The sequence below is a fragment of the Aeromonas bivalvium genome, assembly GCF_046078285.1.
Classification (GTDB): Bacteria; Pseudomonadota; Gammaproteobacteria; order Enterobacterales; family Aeromonadaceae; genus Aeromonas; species Aeromonas bivalvium.
This window is the reverse complement of record NZ_JBGXBV010000001.1, coordinates 561,741-588,712: the sequence shown is the minus strand read 5'-3', so window position 1 is coordinate 588,712 and position 26,972 is coordinate 561,741. Positions and strand designations below refer to the sequence as shown.

At 64.3% G+C, this 26,972-nt stretch carries 24 protein-coding genes and 1 tRNA gene; 19 read left to right on the top strand and 6 right to left on the bottom strand.

Features of this window, described 5'->3' with window-relative positions:
- Positions 1-21 precede the first annotated feature (21 nt).
- Entirely contained in the window at positions 22-1,080 is a 1,059-nt protein-coding gene (gene pspF, locus ACEUCR_RS02630; RefSeq protein WP_111874648.1) for a phage shock protein operon transcriptional activator, read from the bottom strand.
- A gap of 195 nt (positions 1,081-1,275) precedes the next feature.
- Between pspF and pspA the strand changes: the two genes are divergently transcribed.
- From pspA to alr, 15 genes are all read left to right on the top strand, one after another.
- The gene (gene pspA, locus ACEUCR_RS02625; protein ID WP_041994163.1) at positions 1,276-1,953 is read left to right on the top strand and encodes a phage shock protein PspA; all 678 of its coding nucleotides are present in this window, start codon (positions 1,276-1,278) and stop codon (positions 1,951-1,953) included.
- A 3-nt stretch (positions 1,954-1,956) separates the two neighbouring features.
- Positions 1,957-2,193 carry an envelope stress response membrane protein PspB gene (gene pspB / locus ACEUCR_RS02620; protein WP_041994160.1) on the top strand — a complete coding sequence of 79 codons (237 nt, stop codon included), beginning with the start codon at positions 1,957-1,959 and terminating at the stop codon, positions 2,191-2,193.
- The gene (gene pspC / locus ACEUCR_RS02615) at positions 2,190-2,594 is read left to right on the top strand and encodes an envelope stress response membrane protein PspC (protein WP_408787876.1); all 405 of its coding nucleotides are present in this window, start codon (positions 2,190-2,192) and stop codon (positions 2,592-2,594) included. Before pspB ends, pspC begins: the two co-directional genes overlap by 4 nt.
- Positions 2,591-4,006 (top strand): YcjX family GTP-binding protein, encoded by a 1,416-nt coding sequence (locus tag ACEUCR_RS02610; RefSeq protein ID WP_111874647.1) that lies wholly within the window; start codon positions 2,591-2,593, stop codon positions 4,004-4,006. The genes pspC and ACEUCR_RS02610 overlap by 4 nt, the downstream gene beginning before the upstream one ends.
- A gap of 60 nt (positions 4,007-4,066) precedes the next feature.
- Positions 4,067-5,104, top strand: a complete 1,038-nt coding sequence (locus tag ACEUCR_RS02605; protein ID WP_408787873.1) for a YcjF family protein — start codon at positions 4,067-4,069, stop codon at positions 5,102-5,104.
- A 192-nt stretch (positions 5,105-5,296) separates the two neighbouring features.
- Positions 5,297-6,091 (top strand): phenylalanine 4-monooxygenase, encoded by a 795-nt coding sequence (phhA, locus tag ACEUCR_RS02600; RefSeq protein ID WP_111874659.1) that lies wholly within the window; start codon positions 5,297-5,299, stop codon positions 6,089-6,091.
- A 46-nt stretch (positions 6,092-6,137) separates the two neighbouring features.
- The gene (locus ACEUCR_RS02595) at positions 6,138-6,476 is read left to right on the top strand and encodes a 4a-hydroxytetrahydrobiopterin dehydratase (protein WP_041994149.1); all 339 of its coding nucleotides are present in this window, start codon (positions 6,138-6,140) and stop codon (positions 6,474-6,476) included.
- Between the two features lie 165 nt (positions 6,477-6,641).
- Entirely contained in the window at positions 6,642-8,189 is a 1,548-nt protein-coding gene (gene tyrR, locus ACEUCR_RS02590) for a transcriptional regulator TyrR (RefSeq protein ID WP_041994145.1), read from the top strand.
- 226 nt (positions 8,190-8,415) lie between these two features.
- Complete coding sequence (locus tag ACEUCR_RS02585) at positions 8,416-8,970, top strand: YfiR family protein (protein ID WP_392442595.1); 555 nt, start codon at positions 8,416-8,418, stop codon at positions 8,968-8,970.
- Complete coding sequence (locus ACEUCR_RS02580) at positions 8,967-10,238, top strand: diguanylate cyclase domain-containing protein (RefSeq protein ID WP_408787869.1); 1,272 nt, start codon at positions 8,967-8,969, stop codon at positions 10,236-10,238. Before ACEUCR_RS02585 ends, ACEUCR_RS02580 begins: the two co-directional genes overlap by 4 nt.
- Positions 10,235-10,714 (top strand): OmpA family protein, encoded by a 480-nt coding sequence (locus ACEUCR_RS02575; protein ID WP_111874644.1) that lies wholly within the window; start codon positions 10,235-10,237, stop codon positions 10,712-10,714. The genes ACEUCR_RS02580 and ACEUCR_RS02575 overlap by 4 nt, the downstream gene beginning before the upstream one ends.
- A gap of 169 nt (positions 10,715-10,883) precedes the next feature.
- Complete coding sequence (locus ACEUCR_RS02570) at positions 10,884-11,999, top strand: ATP-NAD kinase family protein (RefSeq protein ID WP_408787866.1); 1,116 nt, start codon at positions 10,884-10,886, stop codon at positions 11,997-11,999.
- Positions 12,000-12,101: 102 nt separating this feature from the next.
- Entirely contained in the window at positions 12,102-12,380 is a 279-nt protein-coding gene (locus ACEUCR_RS02565) for a YfcL family protein (protein WP_041994133.1), read from the top strand.
- Positions 12,381-12,479: 99 nt separating this feature from the next.
- Entirely contained in the window at positions 12,480-14,144 is a 1,665-nt protein-coding gene (locus ACEUCR_RS02560; RefSeq protein WP_111874642.1) for an AMP-binding protein, read from the top strand.
- A 410-nt stretch (positions 14,145-14,554) separates the two neighbouring features.
- Entirely contained in the window at positions 14,555-15,619 is a 1,065-nt protein-coding gene (alr, locus tag ACEUCR_RS02555) for an alanine racemase (protein WP_408787863.1), read from the top strand.
- A 110-nt stretch (positions 15,620-15,729) separates the two neighbouring features.
- On the opposite strand, the gene ACEUCR_RS02550 is transcribed toward alr, so the two are convergent.
- Together ACEUCR_RS02550 and ACEUCR_RS02545 are read right to left on the bottom strand one after the other, a co-directional pair.
- Entirely contained in the window at positions 15,730-17,415 is a 1,686-nt protein-coding gene (locus ACEUCR_RS02550; protein WP_041994127.1) for an aspartate:alanine antiporter, read from the bottom strand.
- A gap of 781 nt (positions 17,416-18,196) precedes the next feature.
- Positions 18,197-18,272: transfer RNA gene (locus tag ACEUCR_RS02545), tRNA-Asn, on the bottom strand.
- 132 nt (positions 18,273-18,404) lie between these two features.
- Here ACEUCR_RS02545 and uvrB point away from each other — a divergent pair.
- Positions 18,405-20,417 (top strand): excinuclease ABC subunit UvrB, encoded by a 2,013-nt coding sequence (uvrB, locus tag ACEUCR_RS02540; RefSeq protein ID WP_408787860.1) that lies wholly within the window; start codon positions 18,405-18,407, stop codon positions 20,415-20,417.
- Positions 20,414-20,686, top strand: coding sequence for a YkvA family protein (locus ACEUCR_RS02535; protein ID WP_084205272.1), 273 nt, complete (start codon positions 20,414-20,416; stop codon positions 20,684-20,686). The genes uvrB and ACEUCR_RS02535 overlap by 4 nt, the downstream gene beginning before the upstream one ends.
- A 67-nt stretch (positions 20,687-20,753) precedes the next feature.
- Here ACEUCR_RS02535 and ycaO read toward each other — a convergent pair whose 3' ends face one another.
- Positions 20,754-22,514 carry a 30S ribosomal protein S12 methylthiotransferase accessory factor YcaO gene (ycaO, locus tag ACEUCR_RS02530; RefSeq protein WP_408787856.1) on the bottom strand — a complete coding sequence of 587 codons (1,761 nt, stop codon included), beginning with the start codon at positions 22,512-22,514 and terminating at the stop codon, positions 20,754-20,756.
- A 288-nt stretch (positions 22,515-22,802) separates the two neighbouring features.
- Here ycaO and ACEUCR_RS02525 point away from each other — a divergent pair, with 288 nt between their 5' ends.
- A complete protein-coding gene (locus tag ACEUCR_RS02525; RefSeq protein WP_041994119.1) occupies positions 22,803-23,501 on the top strand; it encodes a B3/B4 domain-containing protein in 699 nt (232 codons plus the stop codon).
- 78 nt (positions 23,502-23,579) lie between these two features.
- On the opposite strand, the gene sugE is transcribed toward ACEUCR_RS02525, so the two are convergent.
- Complete coding sequence (gene sugE, locus ACEUCR_RS02520) at positions 23,580-23,894, bottom strand: quaternary ammonium compound efflux SMR transporter SugE (protein WP_041994117.1); 315 nt, start codon at positions 23,892-23,894, stop codon at positions 23,580-23,582.
- Positions 23,895-24,230: 336 nt separating this feature from the next.
- Between sugE and asd the strand changes: the two genes are divergently transcribed.
- Positions 24,231-25,346 carry an aspartate-semialdehyde dehydrogenase gene (asd, locus tag ACEUCR_RS02515; protein ID WP_111874636.1) on the top strand — a complete coding sequence of 372 codons (1,116 nt, stop codon included), beginning with the start codon at positions 24,231-24,233 and terminating at the stop codon, positions 25,344-25,346.
- A 142-nt stretch (positions 25,347-25,488) separates the two neighbouring features.
- On the opposite strand, the gene ACEUCR_RS02510 is transcribed toward asd, so the two are convergent.
- A complete protein-coding gene (locus ACEUCR_RS02510; RefSeq protein ID WP_408787852.1) occupies positions 25,489-26,652 on the bottom strand; it encodes a trans-sulfuration enzyme family protein in 1,164 nt (387 codons plus the stop codon).
- Between the last annotated feature and the right edge of the window lie 320 nt (positions 26,653-26,972).

Sequence of the window (26,972 nt, the reverse complement as noted above, 5' to 3'; positions counted from 1 at the left end):
TGACCCGGGATCATCGGCCTCTCAGGCGGGGTCATTGTCCCCGTCCAGCAGCTGGTATTTGCGCAGCATGCCGCGAAACTGGTGGTAACTCAGGGTCAGCAGTTGGGCGGCTTTGCGCTGATTATACTGGGATTGTCGCATCGCTTGCTTGAGTAAATCCATCTCGACCCGCGCCACCTGGGTTTTCAGATCGCAAGGCAGGGTCGGCAGCCCGGCATCATGGGGCTCTTTTGTCTCCGCTTCACCCGTCTCCCATCCCGGGCTTGCCTGGGGGGCGGCGGGCTTGCGATCGCGCCCGGGACGCCAGGGGGAGTCGAAGGGGTTGAGCACCAGCTCGGCCAGGGCCAGCCTGGGGTTGCCCTGACGATAGATGCTGCGCTCGATCACGTTCTTGAGCTCGCGCACGTTGCCGGGCCAGGGGTAGTCGTGCAGCAGGGCCTTCACTTCCCGGGAGAAACCGGCAAACAGCTCGTAGCCGAGCTCCCGGGTCATGCCGTGGGCAAAATGTTCCGCCAGCAGCAGTATGTCATCCTGCCGCTCGCGCAGGGGGGGCAGGGTGATGACGTCGAAGGCCAGCCGATCGAGCAGGTCATGGCGAAAATCGCCGCGCTCGGCCAGGGCGGGCAGATCCTCGTTGGTGGCGCACACCAGCCGTACGTCCACCTTGAGCGCCTTGGCGCCGCCCACTCGTTCGAACTCGCCATATTCGATGACCCGCAGCAGCTTCTCCTGCACCCGGGCGCTGGTGGTGGCCAGCTCGTCGAGGAAGAGGGTGCCGCCATCGGCACGCTCGAAACGGCCCTGATGGCGCTTGGCGGCGCCGGTGAAGGAGCCCGCCTCGTGGCCGAACAGCTCGGTTTCCAGCAGGCTCTCGCTCAAGGTGGCGCAGTTGATGGTGACAAAACTTTGATCCCAACGCGCCGAGAGATAATGTAGGCGGTGCGCGATCAGCTCCTTGCCGGTGCCCCGCTCCCCTATGATGAGCACGGGCTTGCGCAGGGGCGCCAGGCGCGAGGTCTGTTCGATGATCTCGAGGAAGGCGTTCGACACGCCGAGCAGGCTTTCCGTGGCCGTGGTCATGATGATCCCTGTGATTGATAAAAGCTGGTCAATCTTACCAAGAGTTGGCTATTTTTATCACCTATCCGTTTGCATTCGAGTCGGTGTAACATAGTATGCCGATATAAATCATATAGTTAACTTGATTCAAAAGATTGGCATGATGGTTGCTGTATTCCCTTGGTAACTCACTCATGCAATCACAGGAGTCTCATCATGAGCATTTTTTCCCGGTTGGCCGACATCATCAACTCCAACCTGACGGCACTGCTGGACAAGGCGGAAGATCCCCAGAAGATGGTGCGCCTCATCATCCAGGAGATGGAAGACGAACTGGTCAAGGAGCGCTCCAACCTGGCCCGCTTCCTGGCCGAGCAGAAAGAGATAGGTCGCCAGGTCGCCCGCCATCAGGAGCGGGTCGACGAGTGGCAGGGCAAGGCCGAACTGGCCCTCTCCAAGGGGCGTGAAGATTTGGCTCGCGCCGCCCTCATCGAGAAGAAAAAGCAGGCAGAGCTTGGCGACAACCTGGATCGCGAGCGCGAGGCCGTGGATGCCGGCATCGAGAAACTGGGGGAGGAGATCCGCCAGCTCGAGGCCAAGCTCGAAGATGCCCGCGCCCGTCAGAAAGCCATGGCGATCCGTGGCGAGGCGGCCAGCAGCCGGTTGAACGTGCAGAGCCAGGTCGCCCGGGGCGGCAGCCAGGGAGTGGTCGACAAGTTCGAGCGCATGGAGCGCCGCATCGACGAGATGGAGGCGCGGGCCGATCTGGGCCAGTCCGACAAGACCCTGGCCAGTCAGTTTGCCGAGCTGGAAGTGGACGATCAGATCAGCCGTGAACTGGAAGCCCTGCGCCAGAAGATGGGCCAGGGCAGTGACGGCAAGCAGGGAGAGTAATGGATGGAAGACATTCTAGGGGTATTCGTGACGCCCATCATCGTCTTCATGGTGGTGGTGGCGCCCATCTGGCTGGTGCTGCACTACCGGGCCAAGGGGCGGATCGGGGTCGGCCTTGCCGATAACGAGCGCGAACAGTTGCAGGGTCTGCTGCAAACGGCAGACAAGATGCAGGAGCGGGTCGGTGCACTGGAGTCCATTCTGGATGCCGAAGTGCCCGGCTGGAGGAATCGGGTATGAGCCATTCGTTCGGACAGGAACAGCGCCGCAACCTCTATCGTGACCCCCAGAAGGGGCGGATCGCCGGGATCTGTGCCGGCCTTGCCGACTATTTCGGGGTCGAGATCTGGATAGTGCGGCTGCTTGCCATCAGCGGCCTCATCTTCGCCGGTTTCATCACCTTCACCGCCTACATCGCGGCCTGGTTCCTGCTCGACAAGAAACCTGTGCTGCTGACCCAGGAGCCGGCGCCCATGGAGAGCCGGATGAAATCCCATAGCTGGGAGGCGGGGATGACGCCGCTCCAGGCCATAGAGAAGGTGAGTCGCGAGCTGGCCGCCCTCGAACCCAGGGTCCAGCAGATCGAGAAACTGGTGACCTCCAAGGAGTTCACCCTGCAGCGAGAATTCAACAAACTTTGATACGCACACTGGAGAGAAAGCTCTCGGCCTTGCAGCACAAGGCCGAGGATGCGGTCAACCGGGTACGCGACCGCCACCTGCGACTCGCGGTGACCGGGCTGTCGCGCAGCGGCAAGACCGCCTTCATCACGGCCCTGGTCCATCAGCTGGAGCGGGCCGCCATCGATGGCCGCCTGCCCCTGTGGGATGCCGCCCGCCAGGGGCGGCTGCTGGGGGCCCGCCGGGTTCCCCAGCAAAATCCCCAGATCCCCACCTTTGCCTATGAACGGGGCCTGGGCGCCCTGTTCGCCGAGCCGCCGGCCTGGCCAGAGGCAACCCGCGGCGTGGCCGAGGTGCGTCTCGAGCTGCGTTATCGCACCCGCCATCCCCTGCGTCGCCACCTGGGCGAGGTGTCGACCCTCTACCTGGATCTGGTGGATTACCCCGGCGAATGGCTGCTGGACCTGCCCCTGCTGGCGCTGAACTATCACCAGTGGAGCCAGCAGGTGCGCGAGCAGCTCACGCGTCCCGCCCTGGCGGCGCTGGCAGCCCCCTGGCAGCTGACCGAGCAGGGGGAGCCCTGGCGCCCGGATCGCCCCTTCGACGAGGGGGAGGTGGCGCGTCTGGCCGAGCGCTATACCGCCTATCTTCATGCCTGCAAGGACGAACTTGGCCTGCACCTCATTCAGCCGGGGCGCTTCGTGCTGCCCGGCGAATACCAGGGGGCGCCCATGCTCCAGTTCGTGCCCTGGGTCTGGGATCCCCCCGTGGGCACCCCGGCCGAGGATAGCCTCTATGCCACCCTGGGCCGCCGCTTCGAGCAGTACAAGCAGCATCTGGTGCAGGGGTTTTATGAGCAGCATTTTGCCGGCTTCGATCGCCAGATCGTGCTGGTGGATTGCCTGGCGCCCCTCAACGCCGGGGCCGAGAGCTTCGCCGACATGCAGCAGTCCATCGCCCGCATCATGGAGAGCTTCGCTTACGGCAAGAGTAACTGGTGGCGGCGCCTGTTCGCCCCGCGCATCGACAAGCTGCTGTTCGTGGCGAGCAAGGCCGATCATGTTACCCCCGAGCAGCATGGCCCCCTGGTCTCCCTGTTGCAGCACCTGGTGCAGCAGGGGCGCGGCCAGGCCCGCTTCGAAGGGATCACGACCGAGTGTCTGGCCCTGGCGTCCATCAAGGCGACCGAGGCGGGCAGGGGCATGGCGGGCGGGCGCGAGTTTCCCGCCATCAAGGGCACCAGCCTGGCCGGTGAGCCGCTGCTGCTCTTCCCGGGCGAGGTGCCGGCCCAGATCCCGTCCGCAGGCTGGTGGCAGGGACAGCAGTTCGACTTTCAGGCATTTCGCCCCCTGGCGATGAGCCCCCATCAGGCCATGCCCCACATTCGACTGGATGCCGCCCTGGAGTTTCTGCTTGGCGACAAGCTGGAATAGACAGGGCAAGGCGCCCCGGATCCATGCCCCTGAGTCCCAGGCGGCACGAGGAGAATCATCATGAGTGAACCTAGCCACAAGCCCGGATTGCAGGGCCGGGTCGTGCTGGAGGAGAGCCTCTCCTCCCCCGAACCTGCGCCCCTGGCCCGGGCTCGCCTGCTGGAAGAGGAGAGTTTCGAGGCCCTGGAAACCCTGGATCCCCTGACCGAAGTGGCACCCGCGCTGACGGTGCGGCCCCGCCGTCGTCACCGCTTGCTGGCCTGGGGGCTGGGGGCGGTCGGCCTGTTGTCCCTGGGTCAGTTTGGCCGCTTTCTCTACGACAGCTTTCTGAGTTCCCCCTTCTGGGGCGGGGCCTGGCTGCTGGCCTCCGGCCTGGTGCTGGCGGGCACCGCCACCGTGGCGGGGCGCGAGTGGCTGCGGCTGCGCAGGCTCAAGCGGCGCCAGGATGTGCGCTCCAGGGCCGAGGATCTGCTGGCCCACCAGGGGGTGGGGCAGGGGCTGGCCTTCTGCGAGGCCCTGGCCGCAAAGAGTGGCGACAAGGGGCGGGAGGGCTATCAGACCTGGCTGGCCCAGCAGGACGAGAGCCACAGCGATCGGGAGGTGCTGACCCTCTACAGCCAGCTGGTGCTGACCGAGCGCGACAAGCTGGCCCAGGCGCGGGTCGCCAAGTGGTCGGGGGAAGCCGCCGTGCTGGTGGCCCTGAGCCCGCTCGCCACCGTCGACATGATGCTGATGCTGTGGCGCAACCTGCGGATGATCGAGGACATCGCCGATGTCTACGCCATCGAACTGGGCTACTGGAGCCGCATTCGCCTCATCCGTCAGGTATTTCGCAACATGCTCTATGCCGGCGCCACCGAGCTGGTGACCGAGGTGGGCATGGATCTGCTGGGGGCCGAGCTCACCGCCAAGCTCTCCGCCCGGGCGGCGCAGGGGGTGGGGGCGGGTCTGCTGACGGCAAGGCTCGGCCTGCGCACCATGGAGGCCTGCCGCCCGCTGCCCTGGTGCGCGCACGAGAAGCCCAGGCTCTCCGAGATGCGCAAGGGGCTGGTGCGCAAGCTGGCGGGTTACCTCAACGGCGAGCGCTCCGCCCCCTGACAGACCGCCCTGTCACATTTTCTTTACATTCAGGTGCGGTCAGTCGACCTGGGGTCGGCTGCTTTTTCAGGAGGCAAATCGTTACAGTGATCCCATGAGGTGTCGCTTTCGCCCCCTCGCTATAACCCAGTCGGCGCCAAGGAAGGTAGGGGGGGAGAGGCACCATGGCCACAGATGCAGCAGGATGCCAGCATGGGAACTCACTACCGCGCCCACCAGCCAGATGGCCGGGGGTTTATCGATTACAGTCAGGAGGAGCATGCCACCTGGCAGACCCTGATCGAGCGCCAGCTGCCCTGTCTCGCCGGGCGCGCCTGTGCCGAGTACCAGGACGGACTGAGCCTGCTCGACTTGCCCCGGGATCGCATTCCCCAGCTCGGCGAGATCAATGCCGTGCTCACCCCCTGCACCGGCTGGTCCGTGGTGGCGGTGCCTGCGCTCATCTCGTTTGATCGCTTCTTCGAACTGCTCGCCCATCGCCAGTTTCCGGTGGCCACCTTCATCCGGCGCCGGGAGGAGCTGGACTACCTGCAAGAGCCGGACATCTTCCACGAGATCTTCGGCCACTGCGCCATGCTGACCAACCCCGCCTTCGCCGACTTCACCCACACCTATGGCCAGCTGGGACTGGCGGCCAGCAAGGAGGAGCGGGTCTTCCTGGCGCGGCTCTACTGGTTCACCGTGGAGTTCGGTCTGCTCCAGAGCCCGGAGGGACTGCGCATCTATGGGGGCGGCATCCTCTCCTCCATCGGCGAGACCAGCTATGCCCTGTCAGGCGCGCCGCGCCTCGTACCTTTCCGGCTGCTGGACGTGCTGCGCACCCCCTATCGCATCGACATCATGCAGCCGATCTATTATGTGCTGCCGAGCCTGGACAGCCTCTACCAGCTGACCCGGGAGGAGATACTGGCCAATCTGGTGCAGGCGAGGGCGCTGGGGCTGTTCGCCCCCGCCTATCCCCCCAAACCGAGCAGGGCCGCCGGCTAGGGCCGCCCCGTCACGTCGTATTCGTCATAGCAAACAGGAGAGAAAGATGTCCCAATTGGCAAACCAGCACTGCGAGGCATGCCGCGCCGATGCCCCCAGGGTGAGCGAGGAGGAGCTGGCTGAGTTGATGCGCGCCCTGCCCGACTGGCAGCCGGTGAGCGAGCAAGGGGCGCTGCAACTGCGCCGGGAGTTCACCTTCGGCAACTTCAAGGAGGCGCTGGCCTTCACCAACCGGGTCGGCGAGCTGGCCGAGGCGGAATTTCACCACCCCGGCATACTGACCGAATGGGGCAAGGTGACGGTGAGCTGGTGGACCCACAAGATCCATGGCCTGCATCGCAACGACTTCATCATGGCGGCACGCACCGACGCGCTGCTTGACTAGGGCCAGGTCGCCGGGGCCGTGCCCCGGTGCCGCGGCGTCATGACGGCGGGCCCGCCCGGAGCAAATCGGGGCGGGCCCGCATTTTTGCCGGGCAAGTCTCGCGCTGGCGGGGGCGAGACGTTATTATCACGCCCATCATGAAGTTAGCCAGGAAGTGTGTCTCGAATGCGTCTTGAAGTCAGCTGTGAAGACCGCCTGGGGTTGACCCGGGAATTGCTCGATCGTCTGGTGGAGCACAACATCGATCTGCGCGGCATCGAAATCGATACCACAGGCATCATCTACCTCAACTTCCCCGAGCTGGAGTTTCGCGACTTTCAGCATCTGATGCCGGAGATCCGTCGCATCCCCGGGGTGCACGACGTCAAGACCATCCCCTATCTGCCCTCGGAGCGGGAGCATCACGAGATCCGCGCCCTGCTCAAGGCGTTGCCGGATCTGGTGTTCTCCCTCGACAGCCGTGGCCGCATCACCCAGGTGAACCAGTCGGCCCTGACCACCCTCAATCTGCCGCTGGCGGAGGTCAAGGGACAGCCGCTGGGCTCCCTGCTCAAGGGGTTTGCCTTCACCCGCTGGCTGGAATCGGCGGACATCAAGCCCCAGACCTGCAAGCTGAGCCTGGGGGGAGAGGAGTACCTGGCGGATCTGATGCCGCTGTTCGTGGCCGAGGAGAAGGGCAGACAGGCTCTGGCCGGCGCCGTGGTGGTGCTGAAATCCGCCCGCCGGGTCGGCCTGCATTTCAGTGCCCTCCATGCCATCGAGGTGGGGGGCTTCGAGCATCTTCAGGCCGAGAGCCCCAAGATGAAGCAGGTGCTGGCCCAGGCCAGCAAGCTGGCGATGCAGGATGCCCCCTTGCTCATCGTCGGCGAGACCGGCACCGGCAAGGAGCTGCTGGCCCGCGCCTGCCACGGCGCCAGCCTGAGATCCAGCCACCCCTTCATGGCCCTCAACTGCGCCGCCATGCCCGATAACGTGGCCGAGAGCGAGCTGTTCGGCTATGCCCCCGGCGCCTTTGGCAACAACACCGAGGGCAAGCGTGGCGTGCTGGAGCTCGCCAGTGGCGGCACCCTGATGCTCGACGAGATTGGCGACATGTCCCCCCATCTGCAGACCAAGTTCCTGCGGGTGCTGCAAGACGGGGTGTTTCGCCGGGTCGGCGACGAGCAGGAGGTGAAGGTCAATGTGCGTTTCATCTGCACCACCCAGAAGCAGCTGCTAGATCTTGTGGCGGAAGGCAGGTTTCGCGAAGATCTCTACTATCGCCTCAACGTGCTGAGCCTGGGGTTGCCGCCCCTGCGCGAGCGCAAGGCCGACATCATGGCCCTGGCCCAGCAGTTCGTGGCCCGCTTCGCCAGCGAGTTGCAGCGCCCCAAGCCGCGTTTCACCCGCAACATGGCCGAGTATCTCACCGCCTACCGCTGGCCCGGCAACGTGCGCCAGCTGCGCAACTGCCTCTACCGCGCCATGACCCTGCTGGAAGGGGACGAGATTGGCCCGGAGCAGATCGATCTGCCGGTGGCCCAGGAGGCCATGCCGCTCATTGACGAGTGGTTCGAGGGAGACTTGGACGAGGCGGTCAAGCGCTTCGAGAGCCGCTTGCTGGCACGCCTCTACCCGGCCTTCCCCTCGACCCGCCAGCTGGCCAAGCGGCTCGGGGTCTCCCATACCGCCATTGCCAACAAGCTGCGGGAGTATGGCATCGGCAAGAAATAGCGCCGCGTCGCCGGGTGGACAGGAAACAGGAAGAGGGGCCGTCATGGCCCCTTGTCTTGTCTGCTCCGGCCTGGGTCGGGAGAGTCTCGGGAGCCGCGAGGCCACCATTTTTGCCGGCGGAAGCGGTGAAAATTTGACAGAAGGTGACCGGCTGCGGTTTCGTCAGGCTAACTCTCTCTTGCGGGGCCGTGTTAGGATCTGTTCGGCTATTAACATGAACAACTTTATGCATCTATCCTATCTGCTCCAGCTGCTGGGGGGCCTCTGTCTGCTGGCGAGTTCGCTGGCACTGGCCGACACCCAGCCCTCCCATCGCATCGCCAACCAGGCCGAGCTGCGGGTTGACCATGTGCGCCAGACGGTGCTCGACATCCTCAGCTATACCCGCTGGCCGGTGGAGCCTGCGGTCTTGCGCATGTGTGTGGTGGGCCCCACCGAATATGCCGACGGCCTGTTTCAGATCAGCCACCAGGCCAATGGCCGTGTGGTGAGCGTGCGCCGTTACAGCGCCGGGGATCCCCTGATCCCGGCCCAGTGCGATGTGCTCTACCTGGGCACCCTGACCGAGGAGGAGCGCCTGACCCTGTTCGCCCGTCTGCGGGAGTACGCCATCCTCAGCGTCAGCGAGCAGGGCGGTGCCAACGCTGCCAACAGCGTCTTCTGCCTGCGGGTGAGTGACGATCGGGTGCGCTTCAACGTCAATCTGGATGCTCTGGCCCTGAGCGGGGTCAAGGTTCATCCTGCCGTGCTCAAGCTGGGCCGGTCCGGGGGCCTGCCATGATCGCCTTCTTTCGGCTCGGCAAGCAGCGGCTCTCCCTGCGTCAGAGCCTGGACCGTACCCATCTGATGGTTTCCCTGACCGGGGTCTGCCTGGTTGGCGGCCTGCTCACCTGCGTGGCCCTGCTCTCCCTGCGTTTCTACACGGATCACAACCTGGACCTGGTGGCCCGCGCCATCAGTTACACCACGGAAGCCGCCGTGGTGTTCGAAGATGGCGAGGCGGCGCGCGAAGCGCTGCAGAACATCGCCTCCCGGGAAGATGTCGCCGAGGTGAGCATAGTGCTCAGCTCGGGAGAGGTGCTGGCGACCTGGACCCGACACGCCTCCCAGCCCTGGTTTGCCCTGGAGCGGCAGCTGGCGGAACTGGTGCTGCCCGGTCCCATCATCTTGCCCATGGCCCACAACGGCCGCGAGATAGCCACCATCAAGCTGGTGGGCCATGGCCAGTATCTGCTCAGCTTTCTGGTCCAGGTGCTGGCGGCCATGCTCATCTGCATGCTGCTCAGTACCTTGGGCGCCCTCTACATCGCCCGCCTGATGCAGCGCTCCATCACCAGCCCCTTGCGCTCCCTGGCGCGGGTGGCGCACGGGGTGAGCCGGGAGCGCTCCCTCGCCCTGCGGGTGCCGGCGGCGAGCATCACCGAGCTCGATACCCTGGGTCAGGACTTCAACTCCCTGCTCGACGAGCTGGAGGCCTGGCAGGCCCATCAGCAGCGGGAGAACGCCAGCCTGCTGCACCAGGCGACCCACGACAAGCTGACCGAGTTGCCCAATCGGGCACTGTTCGAGGCCCGTTTGCAGCAGGCGGTGCTGGCGGGGCTGCGCCATGACGAGCGCTTCGCCTTGCTCTACCTCGATTGCGACAACTTCAAACCGATCAACGATACCCTGGGTCATGGCGCAGGGGATGAGGTGCTGGTGGCCATTGCCCGCCGGGTGCAGCACCAGCTCAGGCCCCAGGATCTGGTGGCGCGCCTGGGGGGCGACGAGTTCGTGGTGCTGCTCAGCGCCATCTCGGCGGATCAGGAGGTCAGCGACATCATGATGCGGATCCGCCAGGCCATGGTCGAACCCGTCGCCCTGAGCGATGGTCACCGCCTCGATTGCACCCTCAGCATAGGGGCGGCCTATTTTCCTGCCGATGGCCAGACGGCCGAGGCCCTGCTGCAACATGCGGATCACGCCATGTACCTGGCCAAGCGTCAGGACAAGGCACGGCGTGCCCGACAACAGAAGGTTCACACACCCACAAAGGAAAAGAAGCAATGAAGATGGTTATTCGCACCGCCCTGGCCGGGGTCCTGCTGGCGCTGCTTGGTGGCTGCGCGGCCCAGACAGGGCTGAGCGCCGAGCAGATCGCCATGCTCAAGGAGCAGGGGTTTCGATTGACTGAGGAGGGCTGGACCCTGGATCTCTCCAATCGTGTCCTGTTTGCCAATGACGTGGGCCGGCTCAGCGACCAGACCAGGGGCACGGTCGAGAAGCTGGCCGACAGCCTGCAGCTGGTGGGGCTGAACCGGGTGCGGATCGAGGGCCATACCGATACCAATGGTCCGGCGGATTATAACCAGCGGCTCTCCCTCACCCGGGCCCAGTCAGTGGCGGACGTCATGGTGGCCGCCGGCATGAAGCCCGGGGATCTGATCATCCAGGGGCGGGGAGAGGTCGAGCCCATCGCCGACAACAAGACCCGGGAGGGGCGTGCCCAGAACCGGCGAGTCTCCATCGTCGTCCCCAGCCAGTAACCGGGGGCCGTGGCGCCCGGGCGCCGGTGTGTGATGCAAGAGAGGGGTGCCCAGGGGCGCCCCTCTTGTCGTTGACGAGCAGGAGGAGCCTGCGCTTTTGCCCCTTGTGCCCGGGCGGGCGCTGGTTAGAATAGCGGCCACTATCGGACAGGATGCAGGGAGAAGAGCCATGTTTCGGCTAGGAGTGATCATCAACCCGGTCGCCGGCATAGGGGGTCAGGTTGCCCTCAAGGGGAGCGACGGCATGCTGGCCGAGGCCCTGGCCCGGGGGGCCGTGCCGAGGGCCAATGAACGGGCCCGCCTGGCACTGCAACCCCTGCTGGCACTGTCGCGCCCGTTCGAGGTGGTGACCGTGGCCGGCGAGATGGGGGAGCGCCTGGTGACCGAGCTTGGCCTGAGCCACACCATCATCTATCGGCCAGCGGCCCCCCAGACCACCCCGGAGGATACCCGGGCGGCGGCGCGGCGTATGCTGGAGACCGGTGTGGATCTGCTGCTGTTCGCCGGTGGGGATGGCACGGCGCGGGACATCTGCGCCGAGGTGGGGGAGCGGCTCCATGTGCTCGGCATCCCCGCCGGTTGCAAGATCCACTCCGGTGTCTACGGCGTGACCCCCCAGGCCAGCGGCCGGGTGGCTGCCCGCATGATAGAGGGGGAGCTGCTCAGCCTCATGGAGGGGGAAGTGATGGACATCGACGAGGCGGCCTTTCGCGAGGGGAGGGTGCGTGCCCGCCACTATGGCCAGCTCAAGGTGCCGGGGGATCTGCGCTACGTGCAGGCGGTCAAGCAGGGGGGCCGGGAGAGCGAGGAGCTGGTGCTCGAGGAGATCGCCGCCGAGATAGTGGAGCAGATGGTACCCGATACCCTCTACCTGATGGGCTCGGGGGGCACGGTTGCCGCCTGCATGGCGCACCTTGGCCTGGAAAATAGCTTGCTCGGTGTGGATCTGGTGGAAAATGGCCGGCTGATCGGGCAGGATCTGGGCGCCCGCGAGATCCTGACCCGGATCCAGGGCCGTCGCTGCCAGCTGATCGTGACCCTGATCGGCGGTCAGGGACACCTGTTTGGCCGCGGTAATCAGCAGCTCAGCCCGGAGGTGATCCGGGCGGTCGGTCTGGACAACATCCAGATAGTGGCCAGCAAACGCAAGCTGGCCCTGCTCGACGGACGCCCCCTGCTGGTGGATACCGGTGACGAGGCGCTGGATCGGGCGCTGTGTGGTTATCGGCGCATCATCACAGGATATCGGGATCAGGTCATCTATCCGGTGGCCAACCCGCAATAGCACTGCAAGGATGCGGCTGACCCCGTGGCGCCCGGTCAACCGGACCTGGGCTCCACCCCAACGTTATCTTGCCGGCCACCCCGGCGAATGAGGCTGCGTTAAATGACGATTCATGATTTTGAGCACAAGTTGTTGGAACTGATAGACAGCATGGTGGCCACGGCGACCGATGACGAGCTGTTTGCCGGGGGCTATCTGCGAGGCCATATTTCGCTGGCGGTGGCCCGGGCCGAGCTGGAAGGCAAGACCCTGGTGCGGGATGTGAAGAGCTATGTGCTGCGCAGTCTCAACGAGGCGATCCTGCAGGGGGAGCTGTCGGAGCAGGATGAGACCCTGGTGCAGGGTATGTGGAAACGGCTGCAACTGCAGGCAGAAGCTTGATCCCAGACACAATTCAAACACAAGTTTAAGATTGGCGCTTTCCCGAAAGTTAACAAAAGGTTAATAATAAATAACCTCATCTGTTTCAGGGAAAGCACCATGACCAGCGCCTCCACCATCGCCCAGCGATTGCCCCTCGACATGCTCTATCACTGGGAGCAGCACTGTCCGGATCGGATCTACCTTCGTCAGACCATCAACCGTCAGTACCACGACTTCAGCTGGGCCAGGGTGGCCGATGAGGCCCGTCGCCTGGTGACGGCCCTGCGCGCCATGGGGTTCGAGCCGGGGGACAAGATTGCCCTGCTCTCCAAGAACTGCGCCCAGTGGTTCATCGCCGATCTGGCGATGCAGATGGGCCAGTATGTCAGCGTGCCCATCTATCCCACCGCCAACGTCGATACCATCGAATATGTGCTGCGTCACAGCGAGGCCAGGGCCGTGTTCGTCGGCAAGCTGGACGACTGGCGCAGCCAGGAGCCGGGTCTGCCAGCGGATCTGCCGCGCATCGCCATGCCCTATGACACCATGCCGGCCCAGCATCAGTGGGATGCCCTGCTGGCCAGTCACGAGCCGGCCCGGGATCTGCCTGCCCAGCGTGGCGAGGATCTGCTGAGCCTGGTCTACACCTCAGGCAGCACCGGCAAGCCCAAGGGCGCCATGCTCAGCGTCGAGCGTTACGCCTGGTCCTGCGAGAAACTGGTGGAGGCGGTGGGGCTGAGGGAGCAGGATCGCGGCTTCTCCTACCTGCCCCTGGCCCACATCACGGAGCGGGTCTACATCTATGGCGGCAGCCTGTTCAGCGGCGCCGAAATCAGCTTCCCCGAGTCCCTCGACACCTTCATCGACGACGTCAAACGCTGTCGTCCCACCGTCTTCATCTCTGTGCCCCGTCTGTGGGCCATGTTCCGCATCAAGATCCACGAGAAGCTGCCCCAGAAGAAGCTGGCGCTGCTGCTCAAGATCCCCCTCGTTTCCGGCCTCATCAAGCGCAAGCTGCAACAGGGACTGGGGCTGGATCAGGCCAGGGTGCTGGGCTGCGGCTCGGCTCCGGTGGCCCCGGCACTGCTGGCCTGGTACCACAGCATAGGCCTCAACATCACAGAGGCCTGGGGCATGACGGAGAACCATGCCTACGCCACCCTCAACTACCCGTTTCGGGCCGACAAGATAGGCACGGTCGGCAAGGCGGGGCCCGGGGTGCGCATCCAGATCTCCCCGGAAGGAGAGATCCTCTGTCGCTGCGAGGGCATGATGCTGGGCTACTACAAGGATCCCGAGCACAGCAGTGAAGCCATCGACACCGAAGGCTGGTTGCACACGGGGGACATGGGCAAGCTCGACAGCGAGGGCTATCTCACCATCACGGGGCGGATGAAGGATGTGTTCAAGACCGCCAAGGGCAAGTACGTGGCTCCGGTGCCCATCGAGGGGCTGCTCGGACAGGATCCCATCATAGAGCAGCTGTGTGTCATCGGTTACGGCATGCCCCAGCCCATCGCTCTGGTGCAGCTGGCCGAGCGGGCCATGCAGGGAGAGCATGCCGAGATAGAGGCTCAGCTGGAGGCGGCGCGGCAACGGGTCAACGGCCAGCTGGAGGCCCATGCCAGGCTGAGGGGCATCCTGGTGGTCAAGACCCCCTGGAACATAGAAAACGGGGTGCTGACGCCGACCATGAAGATCCGCCGTCATCTGCTGGAACAGAAATATGCCGAGCTGGGGGAGCAGTGGCCGGCCGATCGCAACGTGGTGTGGGAATCCTGATCCCTCCCGCCGCGTTATTCTCCGAAAGCCCCGCCATGCGGGGTTTTTTCATGGCGGAAGACAGGTGGGGAGCACAATGGCAGCGCGATGGACTGCGTAGTGGCGCTGTTTGCGGGGTATTGTTTTACATATGCATGGAATGACCAGTAATGATATCTATCACATGTCATTTTTGTAGTTTGTTATTTTGTTGATTATGTTTTTTTCTTGTTAAAAGAGCGAAAAAAGCTGTAACCCCTATCGTATACTGCCTCCATCGTGAACCGGCCCACTGGCGAACCTTCGTCCAGCCTGGCAGGCCGGGGATCCATCATCAGCCGTCTCCCAATTTTGCGAACCACAGGGATCGCGAAACGGCGTTGTTTTGCCCGATATCGCCGCGGGTAGCGGCGAGTGAACAGGAGGTTCCAGTGAGAGCGGAGATCAGCGTCGCGGCGCTACGGCACAACGTGAAGGTATTGCAGGCCCAGGCGGGGGATCGCCGGATCATGGCGGTGCTCAAGGCCAACGCCTATGGGCACGGCATGGTGCAGATGGCGCAGGCGCTGGCCGAGGCCCCGGCGTTTGCCGTGGCCCGTGTCGATGAGGGGGTCCAGCTGCGCCGCCATGGCATCAGGCAGCCCATCCTGGTGCTGGGCGGTTTCCATGATGGGCAGCAGCTGGCCCAGATGGCCGAGTGGGAATTGCAGACGACCCTGCACTGCCACGAACAGGTGACGCTGCTGGAGCAGGCGGCGCCGAGCCGCCCCGTCACCCTCTGGCTCAAGATAGACACGGGGATGAACCGGCTCGGGATCCGGGGTGAGGAGCTGGCCGCTGTGCTGGCGCGCCTCGCGCGCTGCCCTGGGGTGACGCAGCCGGTGCGGCAGATGACCCATTTTGGCCGCGCCGACGAGCTTGACTGCGAGGCGACGGCCGAGCAGATCACCCGTTTTCATGCCCTGACCCGCCACCTGCCGGGGGAGAAGGCCCTGGCCAACTCGGCCGGGCTACTGGGCTGGGCCGATGCGCTGGGGGACTGGGTGCGGCCCGGGCTCGCGCTCTATGGCATCTCCCCCTTCGCCGGTGAGAGCGGACGGGATCGCGGGCTACGTCCCGTCATGACCCTCAAGAGCCGGCTGATGGCGGTGCGCGACTGTCCGGCCGGGGCGCCCGTTGGCTATGGTGCCCACTGGCATGCCCCCCGGGCCACCCGGCTCGGGGTGGTGGCGACCGGCTACGGGGACGGTTATCCCAGGCTGGCGCCGACCGGGACGCCCATGCTCATCAATGGTCGCGAGGTGCCGATCGTCGGGCGGGTCTCGATGGACATGCTGACCGTGGATCTCGGCCCGGCGGCGACCGATCGGGTGGGGGATGAGGTGGTGCTGTGGGGGGAGGGGTTGCCGGTCGAGCGGGTAGCCGAGCACATAGGCACCATTCCCTACGAGCTGGTGACCCGGTTGACCGGGCGGGTCGCATGGCAGATGTGCTGAGTCGCCAGCTGGCAACAGGCCGCCCGTGGGCGGCCTTTTTGTTGTCATGGCGCGCAAGGAGACGCCGCAGAGGAACACGTCTCCCTGGGGAGACGTGATGGCACGGGGCGCTAGAACCAGAAGCCGATGATAAAGGAGCCCGCCAGGGTCAGCATGACGTTGGCCACCGCATAGGTGCCCGCGTAGCCGAGCGCCGGGATCGAGCTGTTGGCCGCCTCGTTGACCACGTCCATGGCCGGGGCGCAGGTGCGGGCCCCGGTGATGGCCCCCAGCAGCAGGGCCGGGTTCATCTTGAGCACCCAGACCCCGAACAGGTAACCCACCAGCACCGGCAAGGTGGTCACCAGCATGCCGGAGAAGAGCACCACGGCCCCCACCTGGCTCAGGTGATCCAGGATGCCGCTTCCCGCCTTCAAGCCCGTGCTCACCATGAAGACGGCGAGGCCCAGATCCTTGGCCAGGCGCAGGGCGCCCGGCGGCACATAGCCGACCGTGGGGTGGTTGGCGCGCAGGTAGCCCATCAGGATCCCCGCCAGCAGCAGGCCGACGGCGTTGCCCAGACCAAATTCAATCTGGCCGAACACCAGGGAGACGGAGCCGATGAGCAGGCCAAGCACGAAGAAGGTGGCGAAGGCCACCAGATCCGTGGTCTGGCTGTGGATGCTGATGAAGCCTATCTTGTTGGCCAGCTGCTTGACCCTCTGCTTCTCGCCGCTGATCTGCAGCACGTCGCCCTTTTGCAGCATGATGTTGCGATCGAACGGCATCTCTATCTGGGAGCGCACCACCCGGTTGAGGAAGCAGCCCTTCTCGGTGAGATTGAGCTCCACCAGATGGCGGCCCACCACGGCATCGTTCTTCACCACGATCTCTTCGGTGACGATCTGCAGGTCAAGCAGGTTGCGATCGAACACCTCCTTGCCGTTGCGGTAGTTGACGTCCAGCTTCTCGTGACTCTCGGGATAGCCCACCAGGGCGATCTCGTCCCCTTCCTGAATGACGGCGTCCCCATCGGGGCTGGCCAGTATGCCGTTGCGGCGAATGCGCTCCACATAGCAGCCGGTGTGGGGATAGATACCGGTTTCCCGCAGGGTACGGCCACCTATCCAGGCGGCGAGCTCGGGGCCGACCCGATAGGCGCGGATGATGGGCAGGTAGGTCTTGCGATTCTCGCTGTCCGACAGGCCCCGCTCGCGGGCGATCTTCTGGGCCTCGGTGCTGAGATCGAGCCGTGCCATGGCGGGGAGGTAGCGCACCACCAGCATCAGCCCCACCAGCCCCACCAGATAGGTCAGCGCATAGCCGATACCCATGTTGTCGAGCACGGCGCGCATGTCGGTCTCATGGGGCAGGTTGAGCAATCCGCTGCGCAGGGCATCCTGGGCGCCAACCAGCGCCGGTGTGGAGGTGAGGGATCCCGCCAGGATGCCGGCGGCCATGCCGGGCCCCAGGTTGAAGAACTTGGCCAGCCCCACGGTGAGCAGCAGGGCGGTCAGCAGGATCACCAGGGTCAGGGTGATGTAATGGATGCCGTCGCGCAGGAAGACGCTGAAAAAGTGCGGTCCCGCCTCGATGCCGACGCAGAAGATGAACAGCATGAAGCCGAGGTTTTCCGTGGTGGCGGAGAACTGGAAACCCATCTGCCCGAACAGCAGGGCGGTGAAGAGCACCCCTATGGTGTTGCCTATCTGGAAGTTGCCGACCCGCACCTTGCCCAGCAGCAGGCCGAAGGCCAGTACCACGAACAGCAGCAGGGAGTCGCTTTGGTGTAGCAGTGTCACGAAATCTATGGTCATGCCCGGAATAACCGAGGAAAAAAGTGGGGCCGGTATTGTGCCGGATCCCTCGCCAATAAAGAAGCGCCGGATGGGACAAATCGGCATCTCGGGCGGGTGCCCCGTTCGGGGGCATGGGGTTTTCACCCTCTCGGGTGAGAGAGCGAGTTTTTCCGTCTGTCAGAGCCGCTGTCAATGAGTGATTCGTGCTGTCTGGCCCCCGGCGAGACGCAGGTCGAGGCGGCGTTTAGAGAATGCTGCCCGGGGCGCGATTTCGTCCCCATAACAGAGCATGATGCTGCCGGATTGGCACAGGGGAGCGCCCCCTGGGCGGCGTGGCCACCTGGCCCCATGCCCTGCTGACCCATGGCATCTGGGCTCGCCAATCAGGCATCAAAAAAAGTGGAGCAGCCAGGCCATTCTGCTCGCGCAGCCTCTGGCGGCAAAACAGCAGAAAATCGGGTTGACCCGGGAGGGGGAGGGGAAGCAGGGCCTGAATGGGCCAAACGCAGGCGCCGTCTGGGCTTGGGGCACTTACCCACAGATTCTGTGGATAACCCTGTGCGTGAAAATTGAAAAAGGGGCGCTAGCCCTTGCTGCTACTGGCCTGGAAGCCCTGTTCAAAAAATACCGGCTAAAATATGTTTCTATAAAAATCAAATAGTTAATGGCGGCAGCACAAAATACTGACGGGGGAGCAAGGGATGCAAGGGGAGTGAAACGCGAGTCAAGATGACTTGTGCATTAAATTTGGCAGAGGGGGGCACTAAAGTGGATAACTTGCACCGAGATGGTGAGGAATTGGCTCCCCCGACTGGACTCGAACCAGTGACATACGGATTAACAGTCCGCCGTTCTACCGACTGAACTACGGGGGAACATCAGGCAAGGAGGAGCACTATACAGATAGCGCCACGTCGGGTCAATAGCCGCCCGGGGGTGGAGAGCGATACCCGTCACGGGGAAAGTCGGGGTACACTTGCGCTTTGCTTTTCTTGTCCGGAGTCGCCATGAGCAAGTCGTTTCAACTCGTCAGCCAATTTGCACCCGCGGGGGATCAACCCGCCGCCATCGGTCAGCTGCTCGAGGGGATTGAGTCCGGTCTAGCCCACCAGACCCTGCTCGGGGTGACGGGGTCGGGCAAGACCTTCACCATGGCCAACGTGATCGCCACCCTCAACCGACCCACCATGATATTGGCTCCGAACAAGACCCTGGCAGCCCAGCTCTACGGCGAGATGAAGGAGTTCTTCCCCGACAACGCGGTGGAGTATTTCGTCTCCTACTACGACTACTACCAGCCGGAAGCCTATGTGCCGACCACGGACACCTTCATCGAGAAGGATGCCTCCATCAACGATCACATCGAGCAGATGCGGCTGTCGGCCACCAAGGCGCTGCTGGAGCGGCGAGACGTGGTGATCGTCGCCTCGGTATCGGCCATCTATGGCCTGGGGGATCCCCAGGCCTATCTCAGCATGATGCTGCACCTGAAGGTGGGGGCTCTGATCAACCAGCGGGATATCCTGCGCCGCCTCGCCGAGCTGCAATATACCCGCAACGACATGGCCTTCCAGCGCGGCACCTTCCGGGTGCGGGGGGAGGTGATCGATATCTACCCGGCCGAATCGGACAAGCTGGCCCTGCGGGTGGAGCTGTTTGATGAAGAGATAGAGCGGCTCTCCCAGTTCGATCCCCTGACCGGTGCCATCGAGCAGACGGTGGTGCGCTACACCATCTACCCCAAGACCCACTACGCCACGCCGCGGGAGACCATCCTCGGGGCCATCGATCACATCAAGGAAGAGCTCAAGGGACGCCGCGAGCAGCTGCTCTCCCTCAACAAGCTGGTGGAGGAGCAGCGCATCAGCCAGCGCACCCAGTTCGACATCGAGATGATGCAGGAGCTGGGCTATTGCTCGGGCATCGAGAACTACAGCCGCTACCTTTCGGGGCGCGCCCCTGGCGAGCCGCCCCCCACCCTGTTTGACTACCTGCCTGGGGATGGCTTGCTCATCATCGACGAGTCCCACGTCACCGTGCCCCAGATAGGCGCCATGTTCAAAGGGGACAGATCCCGCAAGGAGACCCTGGTGGAGTACGGTTTCAGGCTTCCTTCCGCGCTCGACAACAGACCGCTGAAGTTCGACGAGTTCGAGGCCCTGATGCCCCAGACGGTGTTTGTGTCGGCGACCCCCGGCCCCTACGAGCTGGAGAAATCCGGCGGCGACGTGGTGCAGCAGGTGGTGCGCCCGACCGGCCTGCTGGATCCCGAGATCGAGGTGCGTCCGGTCAGCACCCAGGTGGACGATCTGCTCTCGGAGATCCGCAAGCGGGTGGCGGTGGAGGAGCGGGTGCTGGTCACCACCCTGACCAAGCGGATGGCGGAGGACTTGACCGAATACCTGGCCGATCACGAGGTGCGGGTGCGTTACCTGCACTCGGACATCGATACCGTGGAGCGGGTGGAGATCATCCGGGATCTGCGTCTTGGCAAGTTCGATGTGCTGGTGGGGATCAACCTGCTGCGGGAAGGGCTCGACATGCCGGAGGTCTCCCTGGTGGCCATCCTGGATGCGGACAAGGAGGGCTTCCTGCGCTCCACCCGTTCGCTGATCCAGACCATTGGCCGGGCGGCGCGCAACCTCAACGGCCGGGTCATCCTCTACGGCGACACCATCACCAACTCCATGAAGGTGGCCATCGAGGAGACAGAGCGGCGCCGCGCCCTGCAGCATGCCCACAACCTGGAACACGGCATAGTGCCCAAGGGGCTCAACAAGTCCATCGGCGATGTGATGGACATGGGGGGCAGCCGCACGGCGGGCAAGGCTGGCAAGGGGAGTCGCAAGGCTGCCGAGCCGCAAGAGGCGTACCATGCCCGCTCTGCCAACGAGATCGCCAAGGAGATCAAGCGGCTGGAAGAGCAGATGTTCCAGCATGCCCGGGATCTGGAGTTCGAACAGGCGGCCGCCCTGCGGGATCAGATCCAGCGGCTGCGCAGCGAGTTGATCGAGAGTTGAGGCCGCTGCGCACCCTGCTGGGGATTGGGCCCAGACTGCGCCGCCTCTATCTGGGCTTTCGCCACCCGGATACGCCCCTCTGGGCCAAGGGACTGGCGCTGCTGGTGCTGGTCTACGGCATCAGCCCCCTGGATCTGGTGCCGGACGTCATCCCCCTGTTCGGCTGGCTCGACGATCTGACCCTGTTCGCCTGGCTCATCTGGGGGTGGGAGTCCTGCCTGCCGGCCAAGGTGCGCCAGGCCATCGCGCAGCAGACTAGGTCGAAATAGCGCGGCCCATCCTCCGGCCATAAAAAAACCGGACCCATAGTGGGTCCGGTTTTTGTTTGCCTCAGGGTTACTGCCAATTGGCGGCACCCTTGGCCACTTGCAGCTTCTCATAGGCGGCCAGCAGCTTCTGGTGCAGCGGGAACTGGCTGAGGGATTGATCCGCGCTCGACAGCCCGTGGAAGCGGGCCTCGCCGCTGGCGTGGGCCCACGCCTGCGCCAGGGTCTGCTCGCCATACATGCGGGTGAAGACGGCGCGGTACTGCTCGGGGTCGCGATCCGTGTCCAGGAACAGCTCGACACAGCTCTTGAGGGCGCGATAGTAGTTGGCGCGATCGGCCGGGAATACCGACTGGTTGTACTCCATGGTCCAGTTGATGAGATCCAGCGCCGTTTCCAGCTCGCCGGCGGCCAGGGCCAGCATGGCTTTCAGCTCGCCGATCCGCAGGGTGTGCAGGGCGGTGCCCTTGGCGGCGGCGATGCCGAGCAGCTCGCGCACCCGGGTACGCTCGTCGTGCCCTTCCTCTTCCAGCTGGTCATAGAAGGCCATGTACTGCTCTGCGTCCCATTCCAGGGAGGGCAGGGCCAGTATGGTTTCCCTCAGGTGGGCGCCCATGGTGTTGTTGGCCAGCAGCAAGTCCTCGGCCGGGTAGATGTCGGACATGCCCGGCACCAGGATGCGGCAGGCGTAGACGCCCAGGTGCTCGTAGTCGGCGATGTAGACCGGTTGCTCCAGCTCGTGGAAGATGCCGAGCAGGTGGTCGAACTCCTGCTGGGAGGTGCCACGAAAATCCCAGTCGGCAAATTCGAAGTCGGACTCCTGCTTGAACAGATCCCAGCTGATGAGGCCGGACGAGTCGATGAAGTGGGTCTCCAGGTTGTGGTGATCCGCCACCTGCTCGTTGTCGAATGACGGCGGCACGAACACATCCAGATCCTTGAGGCCACGGCCCTGCAGCAGCTCGGTGACGGTGCGCTCGAAGGCGACCTCGAAGCGCGGGTGGGCGCCGAAGGAGGCAAAGCAGGTACCGTTGTTCGGGTTGAGCAGCACCACGCAGATGACCGGATAGCGGCCGCCGAGGGAGGCATCGAAGCTGTAGATGGGGAAGCCTTCGGCCTCCAGCGCGGCGATGGAGGCGGCAATGCCGGGGTAGCGGGCGATCACCTCGCTCGGGATCTCGGGCAGGCTGATGGCCTCGGCGATGATCTTGTTCTTCACGTGGCGCTCGAACACCTCGGACAGTGCCTGGGTGCGGGCCTCGGTCTTGGTGTTGCCGGCGCTCATGCCGTTGGAGACATAAAGGTTGCCGATGATGTTCATCGGGATGTAGACGGTCTGATGGTCGGACTGGCGCTCGAAGGGCAGGGCGACGATGCCGCGCTCCTCGTTGCCGGACTGCAGATCCACCAGCATGTCGGCGGTCACTTCACCGTCCGGGTTGTAGAACTTGCGGGTGAAGGGGTCGAGCAGACCGGCCGGCAGCTGATCTCCCTCGATGGGGAACCACTTCTCGTTCGGGTAGTGGACGAAGTCGCCGTTCGCCAGCTGTTCACCCAGATAGAAGTCGGCGAAGAAGTAGTTGGTGGAGAGACGCTCGAAATACTCCCCCAGGGCGGACGCCAGGGCCGCCTTCTTGCTGGCGCCCTTGCCGTTGGTGAAGCAGAGGGCGCACTCCTTGTCCCGGATGTGCACGGACCAGACGTTGGGCACCGGGTTGAGCCAGGAGGCCTCCTCGATGTCAAAGCCCAGGGCCTGCAACTTGGTCTGGAACCGCTCGATGGAGTCTTCCAGTGCCGCGTCCTTGCCGGGAATAAAAGTGTGGTCGGTCATCACAATGTCCTGATGTTTATTGGCTCATGTTCGGCCGCAGATAATAGCATGAGTGGCGGGGAAAGCGGCCAGGACAATCCCGCTCCGGGGGCGGCCTGCGGGCGTGGAGGGAGTGGAGCATCAGTTTTTCTTAACAGACTTAAGAAAAAGTAGATTTTTTTATCACAGACCATCGCCCATCATGGGCCGCTCTGACGGCTGCGGGCGAGCAGGCGCCCATGCCCGCATGTCGGCCATGGCCACCTGCTCGCCTCCGCCGTCGCCACGATTCACCCTCAAGGAGCGACCATGCCCTTCATGACACCACAGATTGACCCCAGGGTTGTCGCCCTGGCCCCGGGATTTCGGGCCCTGAGCATCCGGGTCGAGGGGGCCGCCATCGTCGATCGCAGGGTCGGCACGCAAGCGTTGGCCCGGGCCTGCCAGTCCGTGGCGGCGGGCGGGGCCCCCTGGGCGCAGGCGCATCTGTCCGCCTGGGACCAGGTGTTCAAGCGCTTCGGAGCCAAACCATCGCGCACCCCCTGCTCGGCACAGGCGCTGCGCAAGCGGGTGCTGCGGGAGGGAAGCCTGCCCAGCATCGACCCCGTGGTCGATCTCTACAACGCCATCAGCGTCGAATACGCCATCCCGGTCGGTGGCGAGGATCTTGCCGCCTATGAGGGGGCGCCGCGCCTCATCATCGCCGATGGCACCGAGCTGTTTGACACCATGAAGGAAGGGGTGCCTGGCCAGGAGCGCCCGGAGCCCGGCGAGGTGGTCTGGTGTGATGACAGAGGCGTGACCTGTCGGCGCTGGAATTGGCGCCAGGGGATCCGAACCCGGCTCAGCGCCGAGTCCGGGCAGATGTGGTTCATTTTGGAGAGCTTGCCCGAGATGCCGCTGGCGGCGCTGCAGGAGGCCGGGGATCGGCTGATGGACGGCTTAAGGCAGATGATGCCGGCAGCCCGGATAGAGAGCGCACTGCTAGCCAGCCCAGGAGGCTCATGAGACGACGCAGCGGCCACCTTGGGTGGCCGCTTTTATACGCAGTGATGGGGAGTGCCGTGGCGGCACTCCCCATCACTATCAGCCGATCAACTTGAGCCCCAGGATACCGCCGATGATCAGCAGCAGGCAAAGCACCCGGGCCAGGGTGGCCGGTTCGTTGAACAGCCAGATCCCCATCAGCACTGTGCCGACCGCGCCTATGCCGGTCCAGACCGCGTAGGCGGTGCCAAGGGGCAGCTGTTTCACCGCCATGGCGAGCAGCAGCACGCTCACCCCCATGGCGCCCAGGGTCAGCAGGGTGGGGAGGGGACGGCTGAAACCCTCGGTATATTTGAGGCCAATGGCCCAGGCGACCTCGAACAGGCCGGCGACGAGTAGCAGGATCCAGGACATGATGTGCATCCAGACGGGGCAGGGTCGTCCCTGCGAGGTGGTGGGCAACGGGGTCGTCCCCGCCGGGCCAAGGGCCGTGTCGCGCCATCTTGCCAGAACAGGATTGGCCCTGCCAGGGGGTCTGTCCGGCCCCGTTGGCGGGTATTGCAGCAACTGGCAGAGAATATTGCATAAATCGACTTGCGCCATTCGCCACAATCCGTAATGTGGATAGACACATTTTTCGCAGCAGAATTTTACCCGTCAGGCCCCGGGCTTCGCCATGTGGCGGTGGCCCTCCCGGGCCGGATGGGTAGAGGATCCGCACTATTTAGCAGCTATCCAGGGTAGGACATTATGAAAAAAGTAGGTTTGGTCGGTTGGCGTGGCATGGTGGGTTCCGTGCTGATGAGCCGGATGCAGGAAGAGCAGGACTTTGCGCACATTCAGCCCACCTTCTTCACCACCTCCCAGGCCGGTGAGGCCGCCCCCAACTTCGGTGTCGATGCCGGTCTGCTCAAGGATGCCTTCAATATCGAGGCCCTGGCCGAGCAGGAGATCATCATCACCGCCCAGGGGGGCGATTACACCAAGGATGTCTATCCGCGCCTGAAAGCCGCCGGCTGGCAGGGGTACTGGATCGATGCCGCCTCCTCCCTGCGCATGGAGCAGGACGCCGTCATCATCCTGGATCCGGTCAATGGCGAGGTGATCGAGCAGGCCCTGAACGAGGGGGTCAAGACCTTCGTCGGCGGCAACTGCACCGTCAGCCTGATGTTGCTGGCCCTGGGCGGCCTGTTCAAGGCCGATCTGGTGGAGTGGGTGAGCGTGGCCACCTATCAGGCGGCCTCCGGCGGCGGCGCTCGTCACATGCGGGAATTGGTGACCCAGATGGGCATGTTGCGCGATGAGGTGGCGGTGGAGCTGGCGGATCCCGCCTCCGCCATCCTGGATATCGAGCGCAAGGTGACCGAGAAGACCCGCTCCGGCACCCTGCCGGTGGACAACTTCGGCGTGCCGCTCGCCGGCAGCCTGATCCCCTGGATTGACACCCGGCTCGACAATGGCCAGAGCCGGGAAGAGTGGAAGGGACAGGCGGAGACCAACAAGATCCTGGGGATCGACGGCGCCGCCATTCCGGTGGATGGCCTGTGCGTGCGCATCGGCGCCCTGCGCTGCCACAGCCAGGCCTTCACCATCAAGCTGAAAAAAGACGTGCCGCTGGCGGAGATCGAAGCCCTGCTGGCCGCCCACAACGATTGGGTCAAGGTGATCCCCAACGAGCGCGACATCAGCGCCCGGGAACTGACCCCGGCCGCGGTGACCGGCACCCTCAATATCCCCGTGGGTCGCCTGCGCAAGCTCAACATGGGCCCCGAGTACCTGGCGGCCTTCACCGTGGGTGACCAGCTGCTGTGGGGTGCCGCCGAGCCGCTGCGCCGCATGCTGCGCATCCTGCTGGCCCGGGGTTGAGCCAGGGGGCTCGTCGACACTGGGGCCTGGTGCCTCTATCGTGCCCCTTGCGATCAACGGCGCACGGGGCGGATAACGAAAAAGGGAAGGCATCTGCCTTCCCTTTTTGCTGCCCAGGCCGTCTGCGCCGGGAGGCTGGCCCTCAGATCAGGGCCAGTGCCGCCGCCAGATCGGCGATGAGATCGTCGGCGTCTTCCACCCCTATGCTGAGGCGGATGAGATCGTCATTGACCCCGGCGGCGAGGCGGCTCGCCTCGTCCATGGCGGCGTGGGTGGTGCTGGCCGGGTGGCAGGCCAGGCTCTCGAGATCGCCGAGGCTCACCGCCTGCACGAACAGTTGCAGGTTGTCGAGCAGGGTGGCACAGCGCGCAAAGCCTCCTTCCAGCTCTATGCTCACCATGGCGCCAAAGCCGCTGGCGAAGGCGCCGAGGGCATCATGGCCCGGATGGCTGGCAAGGCCCGGGTAGATCACCTGCTTCACCGCCGGATGGGCGGCCAGGAACTCGGCCACCTTCTGGGCGTTGTGCAGGTGGGCATCCATGCGCAGGGGTAATGTCTTGACCCCGCGCTGCAGCAGGTAGGCCTCCTGGGGGCCTATGGGGGAGCCGATGTGCTTGAGGGCCACGGTGCGCACCGTTTTCATCAGCTCATGACGACCCGCCACCACCCCGGCGATGATGTCGCCGTGACCACCGAGATACTTGGTGCCGCTGTGCATCACCAGATCGACCCCGAGCTCCAGGGGGCGCAGCAGATAGGGGGTGAGGAAGGTGTTGTCACACACGCTGATGGCGCCCACCTTGCGGGCCGCCTCCACTACTACCCGCGGATCCACCACCTTGAGGGTGGGGTTGGTCAGCGTCTCGAACAGCACCAGCTTGGTGGCCGGGTTGATGTTGGCCAGCAGATCCTGGTCGCTCTGGTAGCCGGTGACTCGGATGCCGGCGCGGCTGAAGGTCTGCTTCAAGAACGCATCGGTACCGCCGTAGAGGGGGCCGACATAGGCCACTTCATCGCCGCTGTCCGCCAGGGCATACAGGATGGCGCTCACCGCCGCCATGCCGCTTGCCACCACCAGCGCCTCGTCGGCGCCTTCCAGCGCCGCCAGCTTCTGCTCCAGCTCGGCGGTGGTGGGGTTGCCGAAGCGGCTGTAGATAAAGCCCGGGGCCTGGCCTGCGAAGCGCTCCTTGCCCGCCTGGGCATTGACGTAGCTGAAGGTGCTGCTCTGGTAGAGCGGGGTGGTGAGGGCGCCGGTCTGGGGATCGATCCGTTGGCCGCTGTGTACGCTCATGGTCTTGAATTTCATCGTGTCTCCATCATGGCCATTCGATAGGCCCTTCATCGTTATGGGGGATGCCCCTGGGGCGGGATGCGCCGGGGGACACTGGGGGCGCTCCCTTGCCCGGTGGCGGTCAACCATAGGGGGAGAGGGCACAGGGAGGGCGCTCGCCGCCAGGGGGCTCACGGCGGGACGCCTCCTGGCACCGGGGCGCCGTTGGCCGCCATCTGAATGGGCTGCAATAGTATTCATTCGGACAAATATATCAAAACAACAAATAATTCTTACTTATAGATAAATATCGAAATAGTGTTCGATTTTTGTGTCCATTTTCTGTCTGTTAGCCA

Coding starts and splice junctions, on each gene's coding strand:
- ACEUCR_RS02550 (WP_041994127.1), bottom strand. CDS start 17,415: ATGACCATAGATTTCGTGACACTGCTACACCAAAGCGACTCCCTGCTG.
- ACEUCR_RS02510 (WP_408787852.1), bottom strand. CDS start 26,652: ATGAAATTCAAGACCATGAGCGTACACAGCGGCCAACGGATCGATCCC.
- sugE (WP_041994117.1), bottom strand. CDS start 23,894: ATGTCCTGGATCCTGCTACTCGTCGCCGGCCTGTTCGAGGTCGCCTGG.
- tyrR (WP_041994145.1), top strand. CDS start 6,642: ATGCGTCTTGAAGTCAGCTGTGAAGACCGCCTGGGGTTGACCCGGGAA.
- ycaO (WP_408787856.1), bottom strand. CDS start 22,514: ATGACCGACCACACTTTTATTCCCGGCAAGGACGCGGCACTGGAAGAC.
- ACEUCR_RS02580 (WP_408787869.1), top strand. CDS start 8,967: ATGATCGCCTTCTTTCGGCTCGGCAAGCAGCGGCTCTCCCTGCGTCAG.
- phhA (WP_111874659.1), top strand. CDS start 5,297: ATGGGAACTCACTACCGCGCCCACCAGCCAGATGGCCGGGGGTTTATC.
- ACEUCR_RS02525 (WP_041994119.1), top strand. CDS start 22,803: ATGCCCTTCATGACACCACAGATTGACCCCAGGGTTGTCGCCCTGGCC.
- uvrB (WP_408787860.1), top strand. CDS start 18,405: ATGAGCAAGTCGTTTCAACTCGTCAGCCAATTTGCACCCGCGGGGGAT.
- ACEUCR_RS02575 (WP_111874644.1), top strand. CDS start 10,235: ATGAAGATGGTTATTCGCACCGCCCTGGCCGGGGTCCTGCTGGCGCTG.
- ACEUCR_RS02570 (WP_408787866.1), top strand. CDS start 10,884: ATGTTTCGGCTAGGAGTGATCATCAACCCGGTCGCCGGCATAGGGGGT.
- asd (WP_111874636.1), top strand. CDS start 24,231: ATGAAAAAAGTAGGTTTGGTCGGTTGGCGTGGCATGGTGGGTTCCGTG.
- pspA (WP_041994163.1), top strand. CDS start 1,276: ATGAGCATTTTTTCCCGGTTGGCCGACATCATCAACTCCAACCTGACG.
- ACEUCR_RS02565 (WP_041994133.1), top strand. CDS start 12,102: ATGACGATTCATGATTTTGAGCACAAGTTGTTGGAACTGATAGACAGC.
- ACEUCR_RS02585 (WP_392442595.1), top strand. CDS start 8,416: ATGCATCTATCCTATCTGCTCCAGCTGCTGGGGGGCCTCTGTCTGCTG.
- pspB (WP_041994160.1), top strand. CDS start 1,957: ATGGAAGACATTCTAGGGGTATTCGTGACGCCCATCATCGTCTTCATG.
- ACEUCR_RS02605 (WP_408787873.1), top strand. CDS start 4,067: ATGAGTGAACCTAGCCACAAGCCCGGATTGCAGGGCCGGGTCGTGCTG.
- ACEUCR_RS02595 (WP_041994149.1), top strand. CDS start 6,138: ATGTCCCAATTGGCAAACCAGCACTGCGAGGCATGCCGCGCCGATGCC.
- ACEUCR_RS02560 (WP_111874642.1), top strand. CDS start 12,480: ATGACCAGCGCCTCCACCATCGCCCAGCGATTGCCCCTCGACATGCTC.
- pspF (WP_111874648.1), bottom strand. CDS start 1,080: ATGACCACGGCCACGGAAAGCCTGCTCGGCGTGTCGAACGCCTTCCTC.
- pspC (WP_408787876.1), top strand. CDS start 2,190: ATGAGCCATTCGTTCGGACAGGAACAGCGCCGCAACCTCTATCGTGAC.